Genomic DNA, 15,807 nt, shown 5'->3' with positions numbered 1-15,807 from the left:
GGAAGTAAACACACATTCGCCCTTAGGGCTTGTCTGCAGGAACATCTCCGCCGGCGGCAGCCTGGCTGGAGCTGCCGTCCGCCTGGGTGGGCACGGGCTCCGCATCGGAATTGCCGCTGTCTTCGGCCTTCACCGCGGGCATCGCCAGCACCGCTGCCACCGTGAGCAGGCCGGCCACGAGCGCGGCCAGGAACACGGCACCGGACGCGCTGATCACTGTGGCGGGATCGGCGTCGCCGCCGCTGCTGCCGCCGTAGATGGAGTTGGCCACGGCACCGAACACGGCCACGCCCAGGGCGCTGCCGATGGACCGGGCGAACATGTTGGTGCTGGTCACCACGCCGCGTTCCTGCCAGGGAACGCTGGACTGGGCAGAAATCAGGGTGGGGGTGGCCAGCAGGCCCAGGCCAAGCCCGACGACGAAGCAGCTGATGGCGATCAGGGCCACGTTGGGCGAGGAAGCAGTCAGTGACAGGATCAGCAGGCCCGCCACGGCGATGGCAATGCCGATCAGGGCGGTGGACTTGAACCCGATCCGCAGGTAGAACTTCCCGGCCTGCGAGGCGCTGAGCGGCCACCCGAGGGTGAGCGCCGCAAGTGCCAGGCCCGCGACCAGCGGCGAGGAGGACAGCGCGCCTTCCAGGAAGGTGGGAACGTAGGAGGTGAGCCCGATCATCATCGCGCCGACGCCGAAGGACACCAGCGCGGTGGTGGCCAGCAGGCGGCGGGACACCACCCAGGACGGGAGGATGGGCTCCGCTGCCCGCCGCTCCACCAGCAGGAACGCAACGAGCAGCACGGCCCCGACAGCAAAGACGCCAATGCTGATGGACGAGTTCCATGCCCACGCCTGGCCACCCTGCAGGGCACCAAGGATGAGCAGGCCCAGCGATCCGGTCAGGAGGACGGCGCCGGCGTAGTCCACCTTGTGCGTGGCCCGTTCCACGTTTTCGTGAAGGGTGCGGACCAACATCCAGCCGGCCAGCAGGCAGAGCGGCACGTTAACCAGGAAGATGCCGCGCCAGATGCCGAGGGCGGAGAAGATGCCGCCCAGGCTGGGGCCCACCACGGAGGAGATGGCCCAGACGCTGGCCAGGTAGCCCTGGACCTTGGCACGCTCCTGCAGGGTGTAGATGTCGCCGGCGATGGTGACGGCGACCGGCAGTACCGCGCCGGCGCCGAGCCCCTGCAGGGCCCGGAAGGCGATCAGAGAGGGCATGCTCCAGGCGACGCCGCAGAGCACCGAGCCGAGGAGGAACAGGCCAATCCCGATCAGGATGATGGGCTTGCGCCCTGCCATGTCGGAGAGTTTGCCGTAGATGGGCACGGACACTGCCTGCGCCAGCAGGTAGGCGGAGAAGAGCCAGGGGAAGGACGAGAAACCGCCCACGTCACGGACGATCGACGGCACCGCCGTGGCCACGATGGTGGAATCGATGGCCACAAGTCCCGTGGACAGCATCAGGGCAATGAGGATGGGCCCGCGTTCGGACCGGAACCCTACGCCGTCTTTTACGTCCGCCATGTCAGACCCGCACCAGCCCGGCGGCCTCCGCCAGCAGTTCGATGGACCGCAGCCGGTCCCGGGTGCCGGGGCTCTGGTGCGCCACGATGAGTTCGTCGGCGTCGGCGTGCTGGCCGAAGCTGTCCAGGTAGTCAAGGACGACGTCGGGTGTCCCCACGGCGGAGTATGTCATCATTTGTGCCATGTGCCGTCCCTGCGGCGAGTCCAGGATCATGTCCGCCTCGTCGTCGGAGAATTCGCGGGTGCCGCCGCCGAAGAACAGGGAGACGCGGGCACGCTTGGTGGCCTGGAACATGGCCTGGGCTTCGGACGCAGAGTCGGCGGCGATCACGTTGACGCCCGCAATCACGTGCGGGGCCTCCAGCTGGGCGGACGGCTTGAACTCGCTCCGGTAGATGGCCACCGCGTCCTGCAGGGCAGCGGGGGCGAAGTGCGAGGCGAAGGCATACGGAAGGCCAAGCTGGGCGGCCAGGCGGGCGCCGAACAGGGACCAAACCAGGATGTACAGCGGAACGTTGGTGCCCTTGCCGGGGGTGGCCTCCACGCCCTGGATGCGGGTGGGTCCGGTGAGGTATCCCTGCAGTTCCAGGACGTCCTGCGGGAAGCTGTCCGCGGACATCGGGTCGCGGCGCAGCGCCCGCATGGTGTTCTGGTCGCTGCCCGGGGCACGGCCCAGGCCCAGGTCGATCCGGCCCGGGTGAAGGGTTTCCAGGGTGCCGAACTGTTCTGCGATGGTCAGCGGGGAGTGGTTGGGCAGCATGATGCCGCCGGCGCCCAGCCGGATGCTTTCGGTGTGCGCGGCCACATGGGCGATCAGCACGCTGGTGGCGGAGGAGGCAATGGAGGACATGTTGTGGTGCTCGGCGTACCAGACGCGCCGGTAGCCCAGCTTCTCGGCGCTTTGCGCCATGGCCACGCTGCCCGCCAGGCTCTCCGCCGCCGTCTGGCCTTTGCCGATGGTTGCCAGGTCAAGGATGGAGAGGGGAAGAGTCACGTCAGGTGCGGCCTTTCAGGAACGTTTCGTAAGAGTCGCCGGCCGGATCGCGGCGGGCACTTGATGCATAACCACGGCGGGGCCGGGGTTATTTCGTGTTTTCCGGAATACTCAGCACACTGATGAGGTTGCCGCCCCTATGAGCCATGATTCAACGAACCAGCTGGAACTGTCCGCGACGATCGACCTCAAGGATCTGGGAACCGTGCACCGGCTCGGCTTCGGTGCCATGCGCATCGTGGGTGACGGCGTCTGGGGCGAGCCCGCAGACCGCCAGGCCGCCGTGGCTGTGCTGCGCCGCGCCGTCGAACTCGGTGTGGACTTCATCGACACCGCAGATTCCTATGGCCCCAACATCAGCGAGGAAATCATCGCTGAGGCCCTGCACCCGTGCAAGGAGGGGCTGAAGATCGCCACCAAGGTGGGCTTCACCCGGACCGGGCCCAACAAGTGGATTCCCGTTGGCCGTCCCGAATACCTGCGCCAGCAGACCGAGCTGAGCCTGCGCAAGCTGAAGGTGGACACCCTGGACCTGCTGCAGCTGCACCGGATCGATCCCAAGGTGGACGCCGAGGAGCAGTTCGGCGTGCTGCGCGAACTCCAGGACGAAGGAAAGGTCCGCGCCCTGGGCCTGTCCCAGGTCAGCGTCGAGGAGCTGGAGGCGGCCGGGAAGCACTTTACGGTGTCCACGGTCCAGAACCGCTACAACCTGACCGACCGCAGCTCCGAGGACGTGCTCCGCTACTCCGAGGAGAACGGCATCGGCTTCATCCCCTGGGCACCGATTTCCGCCGGCGAACTCGCCCAGCCGGGCGGCCCGCTGGATGAGGCGGCCAAGCGCCTGGGCGCCACCACCTCCCAGGTGGCCCTGGCCTGGCTGCTGCGCCGCTCCCCCGTGATGATGCCGATCCCCGGCACGGGCTCGGTGCAGCACCTCGAAGAGAACATGGCCGCCGCCGGCATCACGCTCGACGACGCCACGTACGCTGAGCTTGAAGCAGCAGGCAAGTAGCAAGCGGCTTCCAGCCACTCACGTCAGCTAAGACAGGAGAAACACCATGGCAAACATTTTGATGGTCGTATCGGCCGCAGATTCCCTCACCATGAAGGACGGCAGCGAACACCCCACCGGCTACTGGGCAGAGGAACTGGTGGTGTCACACCAGACCCTTACCGACGCCGGCAACACGGTCCACATCGCCACCCCCGGCGGCAGGAAGCCCACCGTGGACCAGGTAAGCCTGGCTCCCGAGTCGGCCGGCGGCGAGGAACGCGCCCAGGGCTTCCGGGACTACGTCGCGAAGATCGACGGCGAGCTGGCGCACCCGCTGGTCCTCGCCGACGTCGACATTGCCGGCTATGACGCCGTAGTGATGCCGGGCGGCCACGGCCCCATGGCGGACCTGTACAAGGACGCCGATCTGGGCCGCCTGCTGGTGGCGGCGAACAAGGACGGCAAGATCATTGCACCGTTCTGCCACGGTCCCGCGGGGCTGCTGAGCGCAACGGACGACGACGGCGGGTTCACTTTCAAGGGCCGCCGCCTGACGGTCTTCACCAACGAGGAAGAACTCGGCGGCGGAACCGGGGAGAACACCCCCTGGCTGGTGGAGGACGCGCTCAAGGAGAAGGGTGCCGTCGTCGAAAACGGCGCGGCCTGGTCCTCCAACGTGGTGCGCGACGGAAACCTCATCACCGGGCAGAACCCGCAGTCCAGCGAGGACGTGGCAAAGGAAGTCCTCGCGGCGCTGTCGTAATCAGCCGGCGCTGACCGTCACGACGTAAAAGAGGGGACCAGCTCATTGAGCTGGTCCCCTCCTTGCGGCGCACGTCGTTGGGCGCCGGCCTTCATGCCTCCCGGATCAGACGGCGCAGCCCCCGTTCGCGATGGTGGAATCGATCGCCGCCATCTGCTTCTGGATGTCAGCCAGTTGCGTTTGAAGACTGGATACCAGGAGCTTTTGCACCTTGATCGGATCCGCGTAGTTCCCCTTCTTGGCCTGCAGATCCGCCAGTTTGGTCTGCGCGGCCACGATCTGAGGATCGAGGGCTGTTAGCTGTGCCTGCAGATCCGCCAGCTTAGCCTCCGTGGCGCTGATCTCGCCGTTGAGCTGGTTCAGCAGGGTAAGCAGTGGCTTCACTTGAGTCTGTAAGTCCAGGATGTTGCCTTCCGCGGCGCCGATCTCGGTATTGAGCGACGAAATCCGCGCCACCAGGTCGTCGCCGATCTGGTTGAGCGAAGCGATTTCCGCCGTCTTGGTGCCAACCGCGGTGTTCGCGGCGTCCAGGGTTGCCTGCAGGCCGTTGAGCTGGTCTTGCAAGGTGGAGATCTCCGACTGCTTGTCCTCCACCGCGCCGTTGGCTGCAGCGAGCGCTCCCTGCGCCCCGGCCAGAGTGGTGTTCTTCGCGTCGAGAACTGCCTGCTGGTCCGCGATGTCCTGTTCGGCCTGCGCGACGTGTTCGGTCAGGGTGGGCAAGGCCTCTTCGAGGTTTGCGACCACTTGCTGCTGGGCCATCACTGCGCCGACTGCGTCCTTTGCTGCCTGCTCCAAACCCGGGAGTTGCCCCTCCAGGGTGGCGAGCTCCGTCTGCTTGGAGGTCACGGCCGTATTGGCTTGGTTCAGGGCGTCCTGGAGCGCTGGCACCTGTTCCTTGAGGGACGCAATATCGTTCTGTTTTGCGGTCACCGCAGCATTGGCGGCGTCGAGGGCTGCCTGCAGGGGCGCTGCCTGCTGCTGCAGTGTGCTGCTTTCCTGCTGCTTGGCCAGAAGCTGGGAGTTCAGGCTTTCCACCTGCTTTTGCAGGGTTGCCAGATCACCCTGGAGGCCGGAGATGGTGGCGCTCTTATTGGCGATCTGGCTGTTCACGCCATTCAACTGGTCCTGGAGGATGTCACGCTGGGCGATGAGGTCGCGCTTCTTCTGCGAGTTGCCCTTGATCGCATCGATCTGACTGTTGAGGTCTGCAATTTGCGCAGTCAAAGCGTCCTTCTGCGCGGTCAATGCTGCAAGGTCGTTCTGGGCCTGCGTCAACTGGGCCTGCTTGGCTGAAATCTGGCCGTTCACCGTGGCGATCTGGGCCTGGAAGCTGGTGATGTCGGCGTTCACGGCCGCAATCTTGGCGGTGTTGTCGCTGACAGCCTTTGCTGCGGCCGCCGCGTTGGTCTGGAGGGTTTGCAGGTCCGTCTGGGCTTTGGCGATCTCGGCGTTCTTGGCATCGAGGGCCGCCTTGGCAGCGGTGGCCGTGGACTGCAGGGTACCGAGCTCGGCCTGTGCCGTGGCGATCTGGTCCTTCTTGCCGGTGACGGCAGCGTTGGCGGCTGTAGCGGTTTCCTGCAGCGCGGCCAGTGCCGCCTTCGCAGTATCCACTTTGTCCTGCTGGGCCTGCAGCTCTGCTGCCGCGGTGTCTCCGGCTGCCACCAGCGCGTTCAGCTGGGTTTCGGCGTCGGCGACAGCCTGCTGCGCGGCGTCCACGGCAGCGGCGGCCTGCTGCGCCTGCGCGGCCAGGGCTGTCAACTGATCCTGGGCCTGCTGGATCTGGGTCTCCTTGGTGGCCAGGTCGGAGGCTGCCTGGTCCGCGGCCTGCTGCAGCGCGGAGAGCTCCGTCCGGGCGGCTGCGATCGCCTGGCTGTTGGCCACCAGTTCTGCGCCCAGCTGGTCGGCCTGTGCTTGGAGGTCCGCGGAGGCGGCCTCTGCAGTTGCCAGTTCCTCCTGCAGCGGAGCCAGCTGGCTCTCCACGTCTGCCTTCTTTCCCTGAAGGTCGGTGATGGCCGTTTTCGCTGCCGCTACCTGCAAGGTGAGGCTTTCCTGCTGAGCGGTCACCCTGTCCAGTTCTGCCTGCGCTGCCGTTTCCTGGCTGTCCAGCTGCGTCTCCTGGGCAGCGAGGTCAGCCAGCGCTTTCTCCGCGTCAGCTTTCTGCGCCGCCAAGGCATCCGCCTGGGCCTGCAGTTTGGCCTTGTCGGCCTGCAAGGCAGCGATCGCGTCGGCGTTCTTCTTGGCGGCGGCTTTCAAAAGGTTTTCCTGCACAGCGCCACGGTGCGCCAGCTGGTTGACCACTCCGTTGCACATGCCGGTGGTGGAGGTTGTAGCGGCAACGGCCGGCTGGACCAGCACCATGCTGGTGGTGAGCAGCCCGGGCAGGACAACGGCGGCGGCCAGGCGGCGGGAAAGGGGGGACTTGGACGGGGAAGTGCGCATGCGAGCTCCTGATAAGACCATTGCGGCGGCCCACTCTGGCCGCCTCATGGCCCAACCGTAGAGTCCGGCACGGGCGGAGAACACGCGTAATCACCACTTGTCTTTTTCGCGCGAGTACTCGCTTTCTGCTGGATGCGTGACAGGCGCGTATCCGGCGGGGTTGCGGCCGGCGAATATGACCGCCGCGGTCCTCCGGTTAACTGCGGTTACTCCCTGTATCCCCGGGTTTCGTGGCCTTTGATTCCGCCTCCGGGGCTGCCGGATAGTTGCTGCAACGCGCACAGTACGCTGCATCTTCCGCTCCCTTTCCAAGGAGGAACCATGGCCATCAACACCAAGCCGGCCGCCGTCGTGGCCCTGACCGTCTCAGCGCTGCTGGGACTGGCTGCCTGCTCCGATCCCGGCGCTTCGGCAGCGACAGCACCGTCGTCGTCCGCCGCCAACTCCGCAGGCAAGACCTTCAACTTGTCCCCGGAACAGGACCGCTTCAACGTCGCGGCCGACCCCGCCGCGGCTGCACTGGTGCCGGAGGCCATCAAGGCCGACGGGAAGCTCACCGTGGTGACCACAGGCGGGGCGGCGCCGCTCAGCCTGTTCGCCACGGACAACAAGACCCTGATCGGCAGTGAAGTGGACATCGCCTACGCCGTGGGCGAGGCGCTGGGGCTCAACGTGGAGGTCCTGCCCGTGGCGTGGGCGGACTGGCCGCTGGGCATCGAATCGTCCAAGTACGAGGCCGTGCTCTCCAACGTCACCGTCACCGAGGCGCGCAAGGAAAAGTTCGACTTCGCCACCTACCGCAACGACCTCCTGGGCTTCTACGCCAAGAGTGATTCGGGCATCGGCGAGATCAAGGAAGCCAAGGACGTGGCAGGCAAGAGGATCATCGTGGGCTCCGGCACCAACCAGGAAGCCATCCTGGTGCGGTGGGACGAGGAGAACAAGAAGAACGGCCTGGCGCCGGTCCAGTTCCAGTATTACGACGACGACTCGGCCTCGAGCCTTGCACTTCAGTCAGGCCGGGCGGACCTGACGTTCGGACCCAACGCCGCCGCCGCGTACAAGGCAGCACAGGACGGGAAGACGAAGCAGGTGGGCACGCTGAACGGCGGCTGGCCGCTGACCGCGCAGATCGCGTTTACCACCAAGAAGGGCAACGGGCTGGCGGTCGCCGCGCAGGCTGCGCTGAACCACCTGATTGACGACGGTACCTACGCCAGGATCCTGGACCGCTGGGGCCTCTCCTCCGAGGCCATCCAGAAGTCCGAACTGAACCCGGCGGGCCTGCCGAAGAAGTAGGCGTCCCGCCGACGAAGGAATCCCCGCCGGGCCCGCCAGCAATTCGCTGGTGCCCGGCGGGGATTCTTCTTTGGCTTTACCAGGCCGGCAGCACGGGCACCGGGCCCGCCGCCTCAATATCTTCGGCGTGGCCGCGTGCCAGCCATTTCAGGAGGCCCTCCCGGTCCGACTCAACCCGCAGGCCGCCGTCACCGATGACCCACTTGTCGCGTTCCTCGGTAACCAGCGTCATCCCGGGCGCCCCCTTGGCACGCATGGCGCGAACCACGGCTTCGATGGCGTTCAACAGCGAATCGGGGTCGGCCTCCTCGATGGTCCAGGCGGTGTCCAGGTCATGGTGGTGCACCACCACCTCGGCAATCCGCAGCGCCACAATGGAGGTTGCCGGCAGCTCCCGGCCACCCACCTTTACTTCCGGCGCCGCAAGCGCCCCGGTCAACCGCCGGGCTTCATCGGCGAAAGCGGTGGCCGAGTCCCGCACTTCAGCCAGGAGCTCCTCCCGCGGCAGGGCCGCCAGTGCGGCAATGGCCTGCGATCGCGCTTCAGGGGACGCGTACAGCTGGCGTTCCTCCCCGGACGTGGCCCAGTCGATCAGCCCAACCAGGGCCCGTCCGCTGGATGCGACGTGCGCGATGACGTGGGCACGGGTCCACCCTTCACACAGCGACGGAGCCGCCATCTCTTCATCGGACAAGGAGGAGACCGTGGCAAGGAACATGTCCGTCTCCCGGCCCAGGCGGGACAGGTCTGAGTGCAGCCGTGCTGGATTGATCATTCCGCCAGCCTAACCGCGTCGCCGTGACCCCGGCCATGGTTACGGGCCGCCTGGTTCATACCGGCCGCGTATGGACTGATACCGACCCTCCCGCCGCCGCCGGGATGCCCCTGCTGCCGGGTGCATTTGGCCTGTTCCCGCTGGATCCATCGCAAAAACAGTCCCTTTGATATGCGGAAACGGCACAATCCATCCCCGGCGGGAAACCGGGCATTCCCCTCATATGCCGTGCGTCACATTGCCTGTCAGGCTGGGTTGCCGAGGCCCGGCGCGGATCCATCCGAATCCCCCGACGCCTGCCCACCCGCCCCCTGAAAGGACATGCGCCATGACGCTGCCGCACCCCCAATCCACGATCTCCGGAAACCCGGGAAAGGAGACCCGGACAGCCAACTGGGTGGCTTTCGTCATCTGCGCTGCCCTCCTGTTTGATGGCTACGACCTGGTGGTCTACGGCACCGTCCTTCCGGGCCTGCTCGCGGACGCGGGCCAGATCGGTCATTTTGATGCTGCCACCGCCGGGCTCCTGGGATCCTGGGCCCTGATCGGCGTGCTGGTGGGGTCGCTGGCATGCGGGGCGGTCGGTGACTTCTTCGGCCGCCGCCGGCTGATGCTCGCTGGCATCGCCTGGTTCTCCCTGGGCATGTTCGCCACTGCCCTGGCCACGGACGTCACCGCCTTCGGCGCCCTCCGGTTTGCCACCGGGCTGGGCCTGGGCGTCGTCATCGCGAGCGCCGGCGCCACGATGGCCGAGTTCGCGCCCGCGGGCCGCCGGCAGTTCTACAATGCGATCGTCTACTCCGGGGTCCCCGCGGGCGGCGTGCTGGCGTCCGTCCTGGGCATCGCCTTCCTGGACAGCATCGGCTGGCGCGGTCTCTTCATCATTGGATCCCTGCCCCTCCTGGTCATCCTGCCCATTGCCTGGCGGAAGCTTCCGGAATCCCCGCGGTGGCTGCTGGCCCGGGGCCGGGAAGAGGAAGCGCTGGCCGCCGCATGGCGCACCGGCGTGCCGCTCGCCGAAGAGCAGGTGATCCGGGAGGCCGGCACCGCACCACGGAAGTCAGGGTTCGCCGCCGTCTTTTCCCGCCAGTTCGCCGTGGCATCCATCCTGCTGGGCCTGATGTCCTTCTGCGGGCTCCTGCTGACCTATGGGCTCAACACCTGGCTTCCAAAGATCATGGAGGGCTACGGCTACGGCCGGACCTACGCTCTGTTCTTCCCGCTGGCCCTGAACCTCGGCGCCGTGGTGGGCGGACTGGTCGCTTCCCGGATGGCCGACCGGAACGGACCACAGCGGGTTATCGCTGCCACGTTTGCCCTCGCCACCATTTCCCTGGGATTGATGACGTTCAGCTTTCCCCTGCCGCTGCTCTTCACCTTCATCGCCACCGCAGGGGTGGGAACCCTGGGCACCCAGGTGCTGGTCTACGGTTTTCAGTCCAACTACTTCACCACCAATGCCCGGGCCGCCGGCGTCGCCTGGTGCGCCAGCGTGGGCCGGCTGGGCGGGGTCCTGGGCCCGATCATCGGCGGCTGGCTGGCAGCGGCGGGGATCGGCGGGGCAACAGCCTTCTACATTTACGGGGCGGTGGCCCTGCTCGGCGGCGCCGTCACCGTCCTGGTACCGCGCCAGCACAAGGTGGAGGAAGCCTTGCCCGTCGTTGAAGAGAAGCAAGATTACGTCGAAAAAGTATCTAAGTAAGGCTCTTTATGGTTACTCTATGAATCAATGAGGCCACGCGCGCCTCCCGGCCCGTTGGAAAGGTGGCACCGGATGGAAATCCGCCAGCTGAACTACTTCATCGCGGTCGCGGAGGAACGGCACTTCGGCAGGGCGGCCAAGCGCTTGCACATGGCCCAGCCGCCCCTGTCCCAGCAGATCCGCCAGCTGGAAGACCAGCTGGGTGTCCAGCTCCTCAACCGCACCACCCGGCGGGTGGACCTGACGGCGGCGGGCCAGCTCCTGCTGGACCGCGGCCGCCAGATCGTCAACGACGTCGAGACGCTCCGGGCGGATGTCTACCAGGTAGGCAAGGGCGCCACCGGCGTCCTCCGGGTGGGGTTCTCCGGGTCGGCTACCTACGGCGTCATGCCACGGATCGCGCGGCTCACCAAGCAGGTCCTTCCCGGCCTGTCACTGGCGCTGAACGGAGAGATGCTGACGCCGTCGATGGAAGCGGGGCTGCGGAACGGGACCCTGGACGCGGCGCTGCTGCGTCCCCCCGTTGCGTCCGAGGAGATCGACTACCGCGTGGTCACCCAGGAGCCACTCGTCGTCGCGCTTCCCTCCTTCAGCGCCCTGGCGGTGGACCGGCCCGTGGCCATGCATGAACTGCAGGACCAGGACTTCATCGCCTACGCTCCGGAGTCCGTGCTGAACCGCATTACTTCGGACCTCTGCCGCCAGGCAGGCTTCCAGCCGCGGATCACGCAGGTGGTTGGTGAGACCTCCACAATGCTGGCGTTCGTAGCCGCGGGCGGCGGGATCGCCGTCATGCCGTCCAGCGTTCGTGCCTTCCAGCTCGAAGGCGTCGCTTACCGGGAGATCGACAATGCTCCGCCGGTGGAACTCGCCGTCGCCTGGCTGCGCGGTCACCGGTCCGCCCTCCTGCAAAACTTCCTGGACGTTGTGGCCACGGCAACCGCTGACGCCTCCGCCCCTGCCGGCACCCCCGCTCCCCACCCGGCTCCTGCTGATGAAAGGCACCTCCCATCATGAAGATCGCAGCCATCGAGGCGATCCCCTACTCGATCCCGTACCGTCATCCGCTCCATTTCGCGTCCGGCTCCGTGCATGAGGCCGACCATGTCCTGGTCCGCGTCCACACAGATGACGGCGTGGTGGGGACCGCAGACACCCCTCCCCGCCCGTACACCTACGGTGAGACGCAGAAGTCCATCGTCGCGGTGATGCAGGATGTCTTCGCCCCGCAGTTGGTGGGCATTGACGTCTTTGACCGGGAAAAGATCCAGGCCGTCCTGGCCCGGACCATCCACAACCAGACGGCCAAGGGCGCGGTGGACATCGCCGTGTGGGACGTCATCGGCAAGACCCTGGGGCAGCCCGTGACCAAGCTGCTGGGCGGCTACACCGACTCACTGCGCGTCTCCCACATGCTTGGCTTCAAACCCGCCGAGGAACTCCTGGCACTGGCCCTGGAGTTCCGGGAAACGTACGGCATCAACACCTTCAAGCTGAAGACAGGCCGCCGTCCGTTGAACCTGGACATCGAGGCCGCCAGGGTGCTGCGGGAAGGCCTGGGCGAGGACGCCGAGCTGTACATGGACGCCAACCGCGGCTGGACAGCCAACGAGGCCGCCGAGGTGCTGCGCCGCACCGCCGACCTCGGCCTGCAGTTCCTTGAGGAGCCGGACGATGCCCGCGAAGTCCTGGGCCGCCGCCGCCTGGTCACCAACTCCCCCATCCCCATTGCCGCGGACGAATCCGCCGCCAACCTGGGCGAGGCTGCCCGCGAGATCCTCACCGGCGGGGCCAACCTCCTGTCCGTCAAGACCGCCCGGTCCGGCTTCACCGAAGCCGCCAAGATCGTTGGCATGGCCGAGGGCATGGGCATCGACGTCTACATCGGCAACCAGATCGACACGCAGGTGGGCACGGTGGCCTCGGTGGTGTTCGGCGCAGCATTCGCCCACACCGCCAAGCGCGCGGCGGAGCTGTCCAACTACCTCGACATGACCGATGACCTGCTGGCCCGGCCGCTGGCGATCACCGGGGGCCGGATCCGCGTTCCTGAAGGTGCCGGTGCGGGCACTGACGTGGATGACGACAAGCTCGCCCACTACCGCACAGACTGACACCCACCCCTGGCACCGAGAGGTCATCCATGAAGTACCTGGTCCATATGGACGTCAACCTGCCCGCCGGCATGCCTGCCGAAGAAGCCGCCGCAATCAAGGCCACGGAGAAGGCCTACTCCCAGGAACTGCAGCGCTCAGGGAAGTGGCCCGAGATCTGGCGCGTGGTGGGCGAATACGCCAACTACTCGATCTTCGACGTCGAATCGAACGACGAACTCCACGGAATCCTGCAGGGCCTTCCCCTGTTCCCGTACATGGACATCACCGTGGTTCCGCTGGCCAAGCACCCCTCGGACGTCAAGTAGCCACCGGTTAGCACTGCGGCGTTCCGGGTCAGTCCTTGGCCCGGAACGCGGCCGCGAGTTCGCTGCGCGACCGGATTCCCATCTTCCGGTACAGCCGCGTCAGGTGGTACTGCACCGTCTTTTCGGCCAGGAACAGGGCCATGGCCGCCTCCTTGTTGGTTGCCCCCGCAGCCACCAGCTCGGCCACGGCCTGTTCCTGGGCCGTGAGCTGTTGATGGTGGCCGCCCACCGAAGAAAGCACCGGGTCCGCCGGGTCCGGCAGGTTCCCCACGTCCAGGCCGGTGGCCTTCAGCTCACGGTCGCACCGTTCCACGTAGGTGGCCGCGCCGAGGGTGTCGTACAGGTCCCGGGCCGCCCGCAGCACCGATGAGGCCAGGCGCCGCTTGCCGGCCCTGCGCATGCTTTGCCCGAACGCGAAACTTATCCGTGCCCGCAGATAGGGGCGGTTGAGCCCGCGGAGGTGCCCCAGCGCCGCCTCGAAGTACTCCCTTGCCGTGTCCGGGTCCCCCTGCGCGGCCAGCAGCCGGCCCCGTGCCCACGCCACGCGGGCCAGGTCGGAGGGGACTTCCCGCTCGCGGTGCACTCCCTCGAACGCGGTAAGGAACGTCTCTGCGGCATCGAGCTTGTCGGTCATGACCAGCGCGTTGACGTAAGTGTCCTGCCACGGCCAGAAGGACACCCGTTGATCGGTCCAGGGGTCCAGTTCGGCCAGCGGCTGCAGGGCAGCCAGGGCACTTTCGTAATCCGCCCGTGCCTCGTGGAAGCGGGCGCGCGCCAGGCTGGCCGGGACCTGCATGGCCCGGTAGGTCCCCGGCTGCACCGCGGCCTGCGACACGTAGTAGCGTGCCCGGTCCCAGTCGCCCCGCATGGACCACAGCTCGGCGGCCGTCCAGTACAGCAGCGGCCGGATCAGCGGCATCCGCGAGGTCTCCAGCCGGACGCTTGCCCGGGAGATGGTGGCGGCGGCCGCGTCCCAATTGCCCAGCACAAGGTGGGTGCGGGCCAGCCAGGCCTCGGCCCACAGGGAGATCCGCAGCGATCCCCCGCGGTACTCGGTAGGGGCGGCCGACTCAAAATTCACCAGCGCGGACTCGGCGTTGTCCAGGCGCAGGGCCAGCCAGCCGGCGCCCATCTGCACCCGCTGCTTCTGGGCATTCTCGGCCGCCTGGGCAGAGGCCCGCTGGTAGGAGGCCTCAGCGTCCGCTATCCGGCCTTGGGCATAGAGGCCCAGTCCGTAGATGGCCTCCGACTCGATGTGCGCCGGAGTTCCGGGCTCCGTGAGAGCCATGGCGCGTTCGGCCCAGCCGGTAATCATCGGACCGTCCCAGGAGGCCACCCCGTGGAGGACGAACCGCTGGGCCACCTGTGCTGCCGCGGCGGGTTCACGCTGCGGATTGCTGGTGCGCCACGCCATCTCCAGCTGGCTTTGGGCGCTGTCATTCTGGCCCGACACGGTGGACAGGTACCCCAGCACCGAGGAGCGCAGGGGCGACGGCGGCAGGGCATCCACTGCCCCGGCCCAGGCCTGCGCCTGGGCCACGTTGCCGGAGCCCACCAAGGCGTCGACGGCTTTCAGGAGCCGGAGGTTCCGGGCGCGGATATCGGGGGACAGCCGCGAGGCGGAGAACAGCGCAGTTGAGGCATCCTGCCATGCGCCGACCGTCGCCTGCCGCCGCGCGAATTCTTCCAGTTCCGCGGCGAGGGTTTCGTCTGCGGCCGGGGTGGCCGCAACGCGGTGGCCCAGCTGTTCGCCCTCGGACTGGACAACCTCGGCCGCCTTCCAGTGCAGGGCAATGCGCCGGCTGGGGACGATTTGTTCGTAGACGGCCTCCGCGGTGCCGGGTTCGAGGAAGGCGACGGCGGAGCGGGACTGGTCCACGGACAGTCCCAGCAGCCCCGCACGGTGCCCCTCATCGAGTGCCGGCATGACGGATTCCAGGCCGCCCACCCTGGCCACCTCGGCCAGGCCCGCGCCGGGACCGAGCACCGCTGCGGCTTCCGCGGCGGCGACCAGGGCGGAGGACGCTGCGGCCAGGACGCTGCGGACCCTGGTGCGCACCCGGGAGGTGGGCGGCAGGGAAGGGAACCACGACTGCCAGGTTTCCGGGGGCAGCTCACGGAGCAGCTCCACGATGGACTGGGCAATCCCGCCGGTGTGCGTCACCAGGCCATGGGCCGCCGTCGCGCTGAGGTCCAGGCCGAACAGGCTACGGGCCACGTCCTGGACCTGCTGCGGCGAGAGGGGTTCCAGCGGGATGCGGGCCACCTGGTGGCCGGTGAGGAAGTCGAGCACGCCGGCGGGGACGCGGGGCGCGTCAACAGGGTTGAGGGTCAGCAGGAACAGGACCCGCTTGTCGTGCAGCCTGCGCATGACAAAGGTGAGGATGCGCAGGCTCTCCTCGTCGAGCTTGTGGACGTCGTCGACGGCGACCACCACGCTGCCGTGCGTCTGCAGGCCTTCAAGATGGGTGCTGAGGGTGGCGGCGTAGTTGACCACCTGGTCAGGGGTCAGGGAGGCGACGGGCCCCGGCGCCAGGGCCGGGCCGCCGTCGTAATCCTTCGCCGTACGGAGCGGCAGGGTCCGCATGAGCTGGGAGTAGCCTGCCAGGGCGAACTGCGCCTCCCAGTCGTCCCCCATGGCGGACAGCACGCGGACGCCGCGGGCGGCCGTGCGGCAGTGGTCGAGGAAGAGTTCCAGGAGCGCGGTTTTGCCGGAGCCCGAGGGCCCGGACAGGACAACGGTTCCCACCTTGCCTTTGCGGACAGTTCGGAGGATTTCCAGCAGCTGCTCGAACGCCGCGGCCCGGCCCGCCAGCGGGAAGTCCTCCGCCATCTCGCCCTGGGTGGAGCCCGCTGTCATGGCCGCAATCCTACCGGAGCGGCCCGGGCGCCCC

The 15,807-nt window shown here is 67.4% G+C and carries 12 protein-coding genes; 7 read left to right on the top strand and 5 right to left on the bottom strand.

Annotation, left to right across the window (positions count from 1 at the left end):
- Nucleotides 1-22: 22 nt before the first annotated feature.
- Together ACWRN3_RS17490 and ACWRN3_RS17485 are read right to left on the bottom strand one after the other, a co-directional pair.
- The gene (locus tag ACWRN3_RS17490; RefSeq protein ID WP_476741426.1) at nucleotides 23-1,525 is read right to left on the bottom strand and encodes an MFS transporter; all 1,503 of its coding nucleotides are present in this window, start codon (nucleotides 1,523-1,525) and stop codon (nucleotides 23-25) included.
- 1 nt (nucleotide 1,526) lies between these two features.
- Nucleotides 1,527-2,519 carry an LLM class flavin-dependent oxidoreductase gene (locus ACWRN3_RS17485; RefSeq protein ID WP_476741425.1) on the bottom strand — a complete coding sequence of 331 codons (993 nt, stop codon included), beginning with the start codon at nucleotides 2,517-2,519 and terminating at the stop codon, nucleotides 1,527-1,529.
- A 139-nt stretch (nucleotides 2,520-2,658) separates the two neighbouring features.
- On the opposite strand from ACWRN3_RS17485, the gene ACWRN3_RS17480 reads away from it, so the two are divergent.
- Nucleotides 2,659-3,531 carry an aldo/keto reductase gene (locus tag ACWRN3_RS17480; protein ID WP_476741424.1) on the top strand — a complete coding sequence of 291 codons (873 nt, stop codon included), beginning with the start codon at nucleotides 2,659-2,661 and terminating at the stop codon, nucleotides 3,529-3,531.
- A gap of 46 nt (nucleotides 3,532-3,577) precedes the next feature.
- The gene (locus ACWRN3_RS17475; RefSeq protein WP_476741423.1) at nucleotides 3,578-4,276 is read left to right on the top strand and encodes a type 1 glutamine amidotransferase domain-containing protein; all 699 of its coding nucleotides are present in this window, start codon (nucleotides 3,578-3,580) and stop codon (nucleotides 4,274-4,276) included.
- Between the two features lie 105 nt (nucleotides 4,277-4,381).
- On the opposite strand, the gene ACWRN3_RS17470 is transcribed toward ACWRN3_RS17475, so the two are convergent.
- The gene (locus ACWRN3_RS17470) at nucleotides 4,382-6,715 is read right to left on the bottom strand and encodes a coiled-coil domain-containing protein (RefSeq protein WP_476741422.1); all 2,334 of its coding nucleotides are present in this window, start codon (nucleotides 6,713-6,715) and stop codon (nucleotides 4,382-4,384) included.
- A gap of 321 nt (nucleotides 6,716-7,036) precedes the next feature.
- Between ACWRN3_RS17470 and ACWRN3_RS17465 the strand changes: the two genes are divergently transcribed.
- A complete protein-coding gene (locus ACWRN3_RS17465) occupies nucleotides 7,037-8,014 on the top strand; it encodes an ABC transporter substrate-binding protein (RefSeq protein ID WP_324643387.1) in 978 nt (325 codons plus the stop codon).
- A 76-nt stretch (nucleotides 8,015-8,090) separates the two neighbouring features.
- On the opposite strand, the gene ACWRN3_RS17460 is transcribed toward ACWRN3_RS17465, so the two are convergent.
- Nucleotides 8,091-8,789, bottom strand: a complete 699-nt coding sequence (locus ACWRN3_RS17460; RefSeq protein ID WP_476741421.1) for a maleylpyruvate isomerase family mycothiol-dependent enzyme — start codon at nucleotides 8,787-8,789, stop codon at nucleotides 8,091-8,093.
- A gap of 328 nt (nucleotides 8,790-9,117) precedes the next feature.
- Between ACWRN3_RS17460 and ACWRN3_RS17455 the strand changes: the two genes are divergently transcribed.
- The 4 genes from ACWRN3_RS17455 to catC all read left to right on the top strand — a co-directional run bounded on the left by ACWRN3_RS17455 (nucleotide 9,118) and on the right by catC (nucleotide 12,913).
- Nucleotides 9,118-10,491: an MFS transporter gene (locus ACWRN3_RS17455; protein WP_324643389.1), complete on the top strand. Its 1,374-nt coding sequence runs from the start codon at nucleotides 9,118-9,120 to the stop codon at nucleotides 10,489-10,491.
- Between the two features lie 72 nt (nucleotides 10,492-10,563).
- Nucleotides 10,564-11,508 carry a LysR substrate-binding domain-containing protein gene (locus tag ACWRN3_RS17450; protein WP_476741420.1) on the top strand — a complete coding sequence of 315 codons (945 nt, stop codon included), beginning with the start codon at nucleotides 10,564-10,566 and terminating at the stop codon, nucleotides 11,506-11,508.
- A complete protein-coding gene (locus ACWRN3_RS17445; RefSeq protein WP_476741419.1) occupies nucleotides 11,505-12,605 on the top strand; it encodes a mandelate racemase/muconate lactonizing enzyme family protein in 1,101 nt (366 codons plus the stop codon). Before ACWRN3_RS17450 ends, ACWRN3_RS17445 begins: the two co-directional genes overlap by 4 nt.
- A 29-nt stretch (nucleotides 12,606-12,634) precedes the next feature.
- Nucleotides 12,635-12,913, top strand: a complete 279-nt coding sequence (gene catC / locus ACWRN3_RS17440) for a muconolactone Delta-isomerase (protein WP_275180556.1) — start codon at nucleotides 12,635-12,637, stop codon at nucleotides 12,911-12,913.
- Nucleotides 12,914-12,941: 28 nt separating this feature from the next.
- Here catC and ACWRN3_RS17435 read toward each other — a convergent pair whose 3' ends face one another.
- Nucleotides 12,942-15,773 carry an AAA family ATPase gene (locus ACWRN3_RS17435; RefSeq protein ID WP_476741418.1) on the bottom strand — a complete coding sequence of 944 codons (2,832 nt, stop codon included), beginning with the start codon at nucleotides 15,771-15,773 and terminating at the stop codon, nucleotides 12,942-12,944.
- Between the last annotated feature and the right edge of the window lie 34 nt (nucleotides 15,774-15,807).

This window comes from Pseudarthrobacter sp. rb (assembly GCF_056389225.1).
Note: the sequence above shows the minus strand (reverse complement) of the source record. Positions and strands in the feature narration are given on the sequence as shown.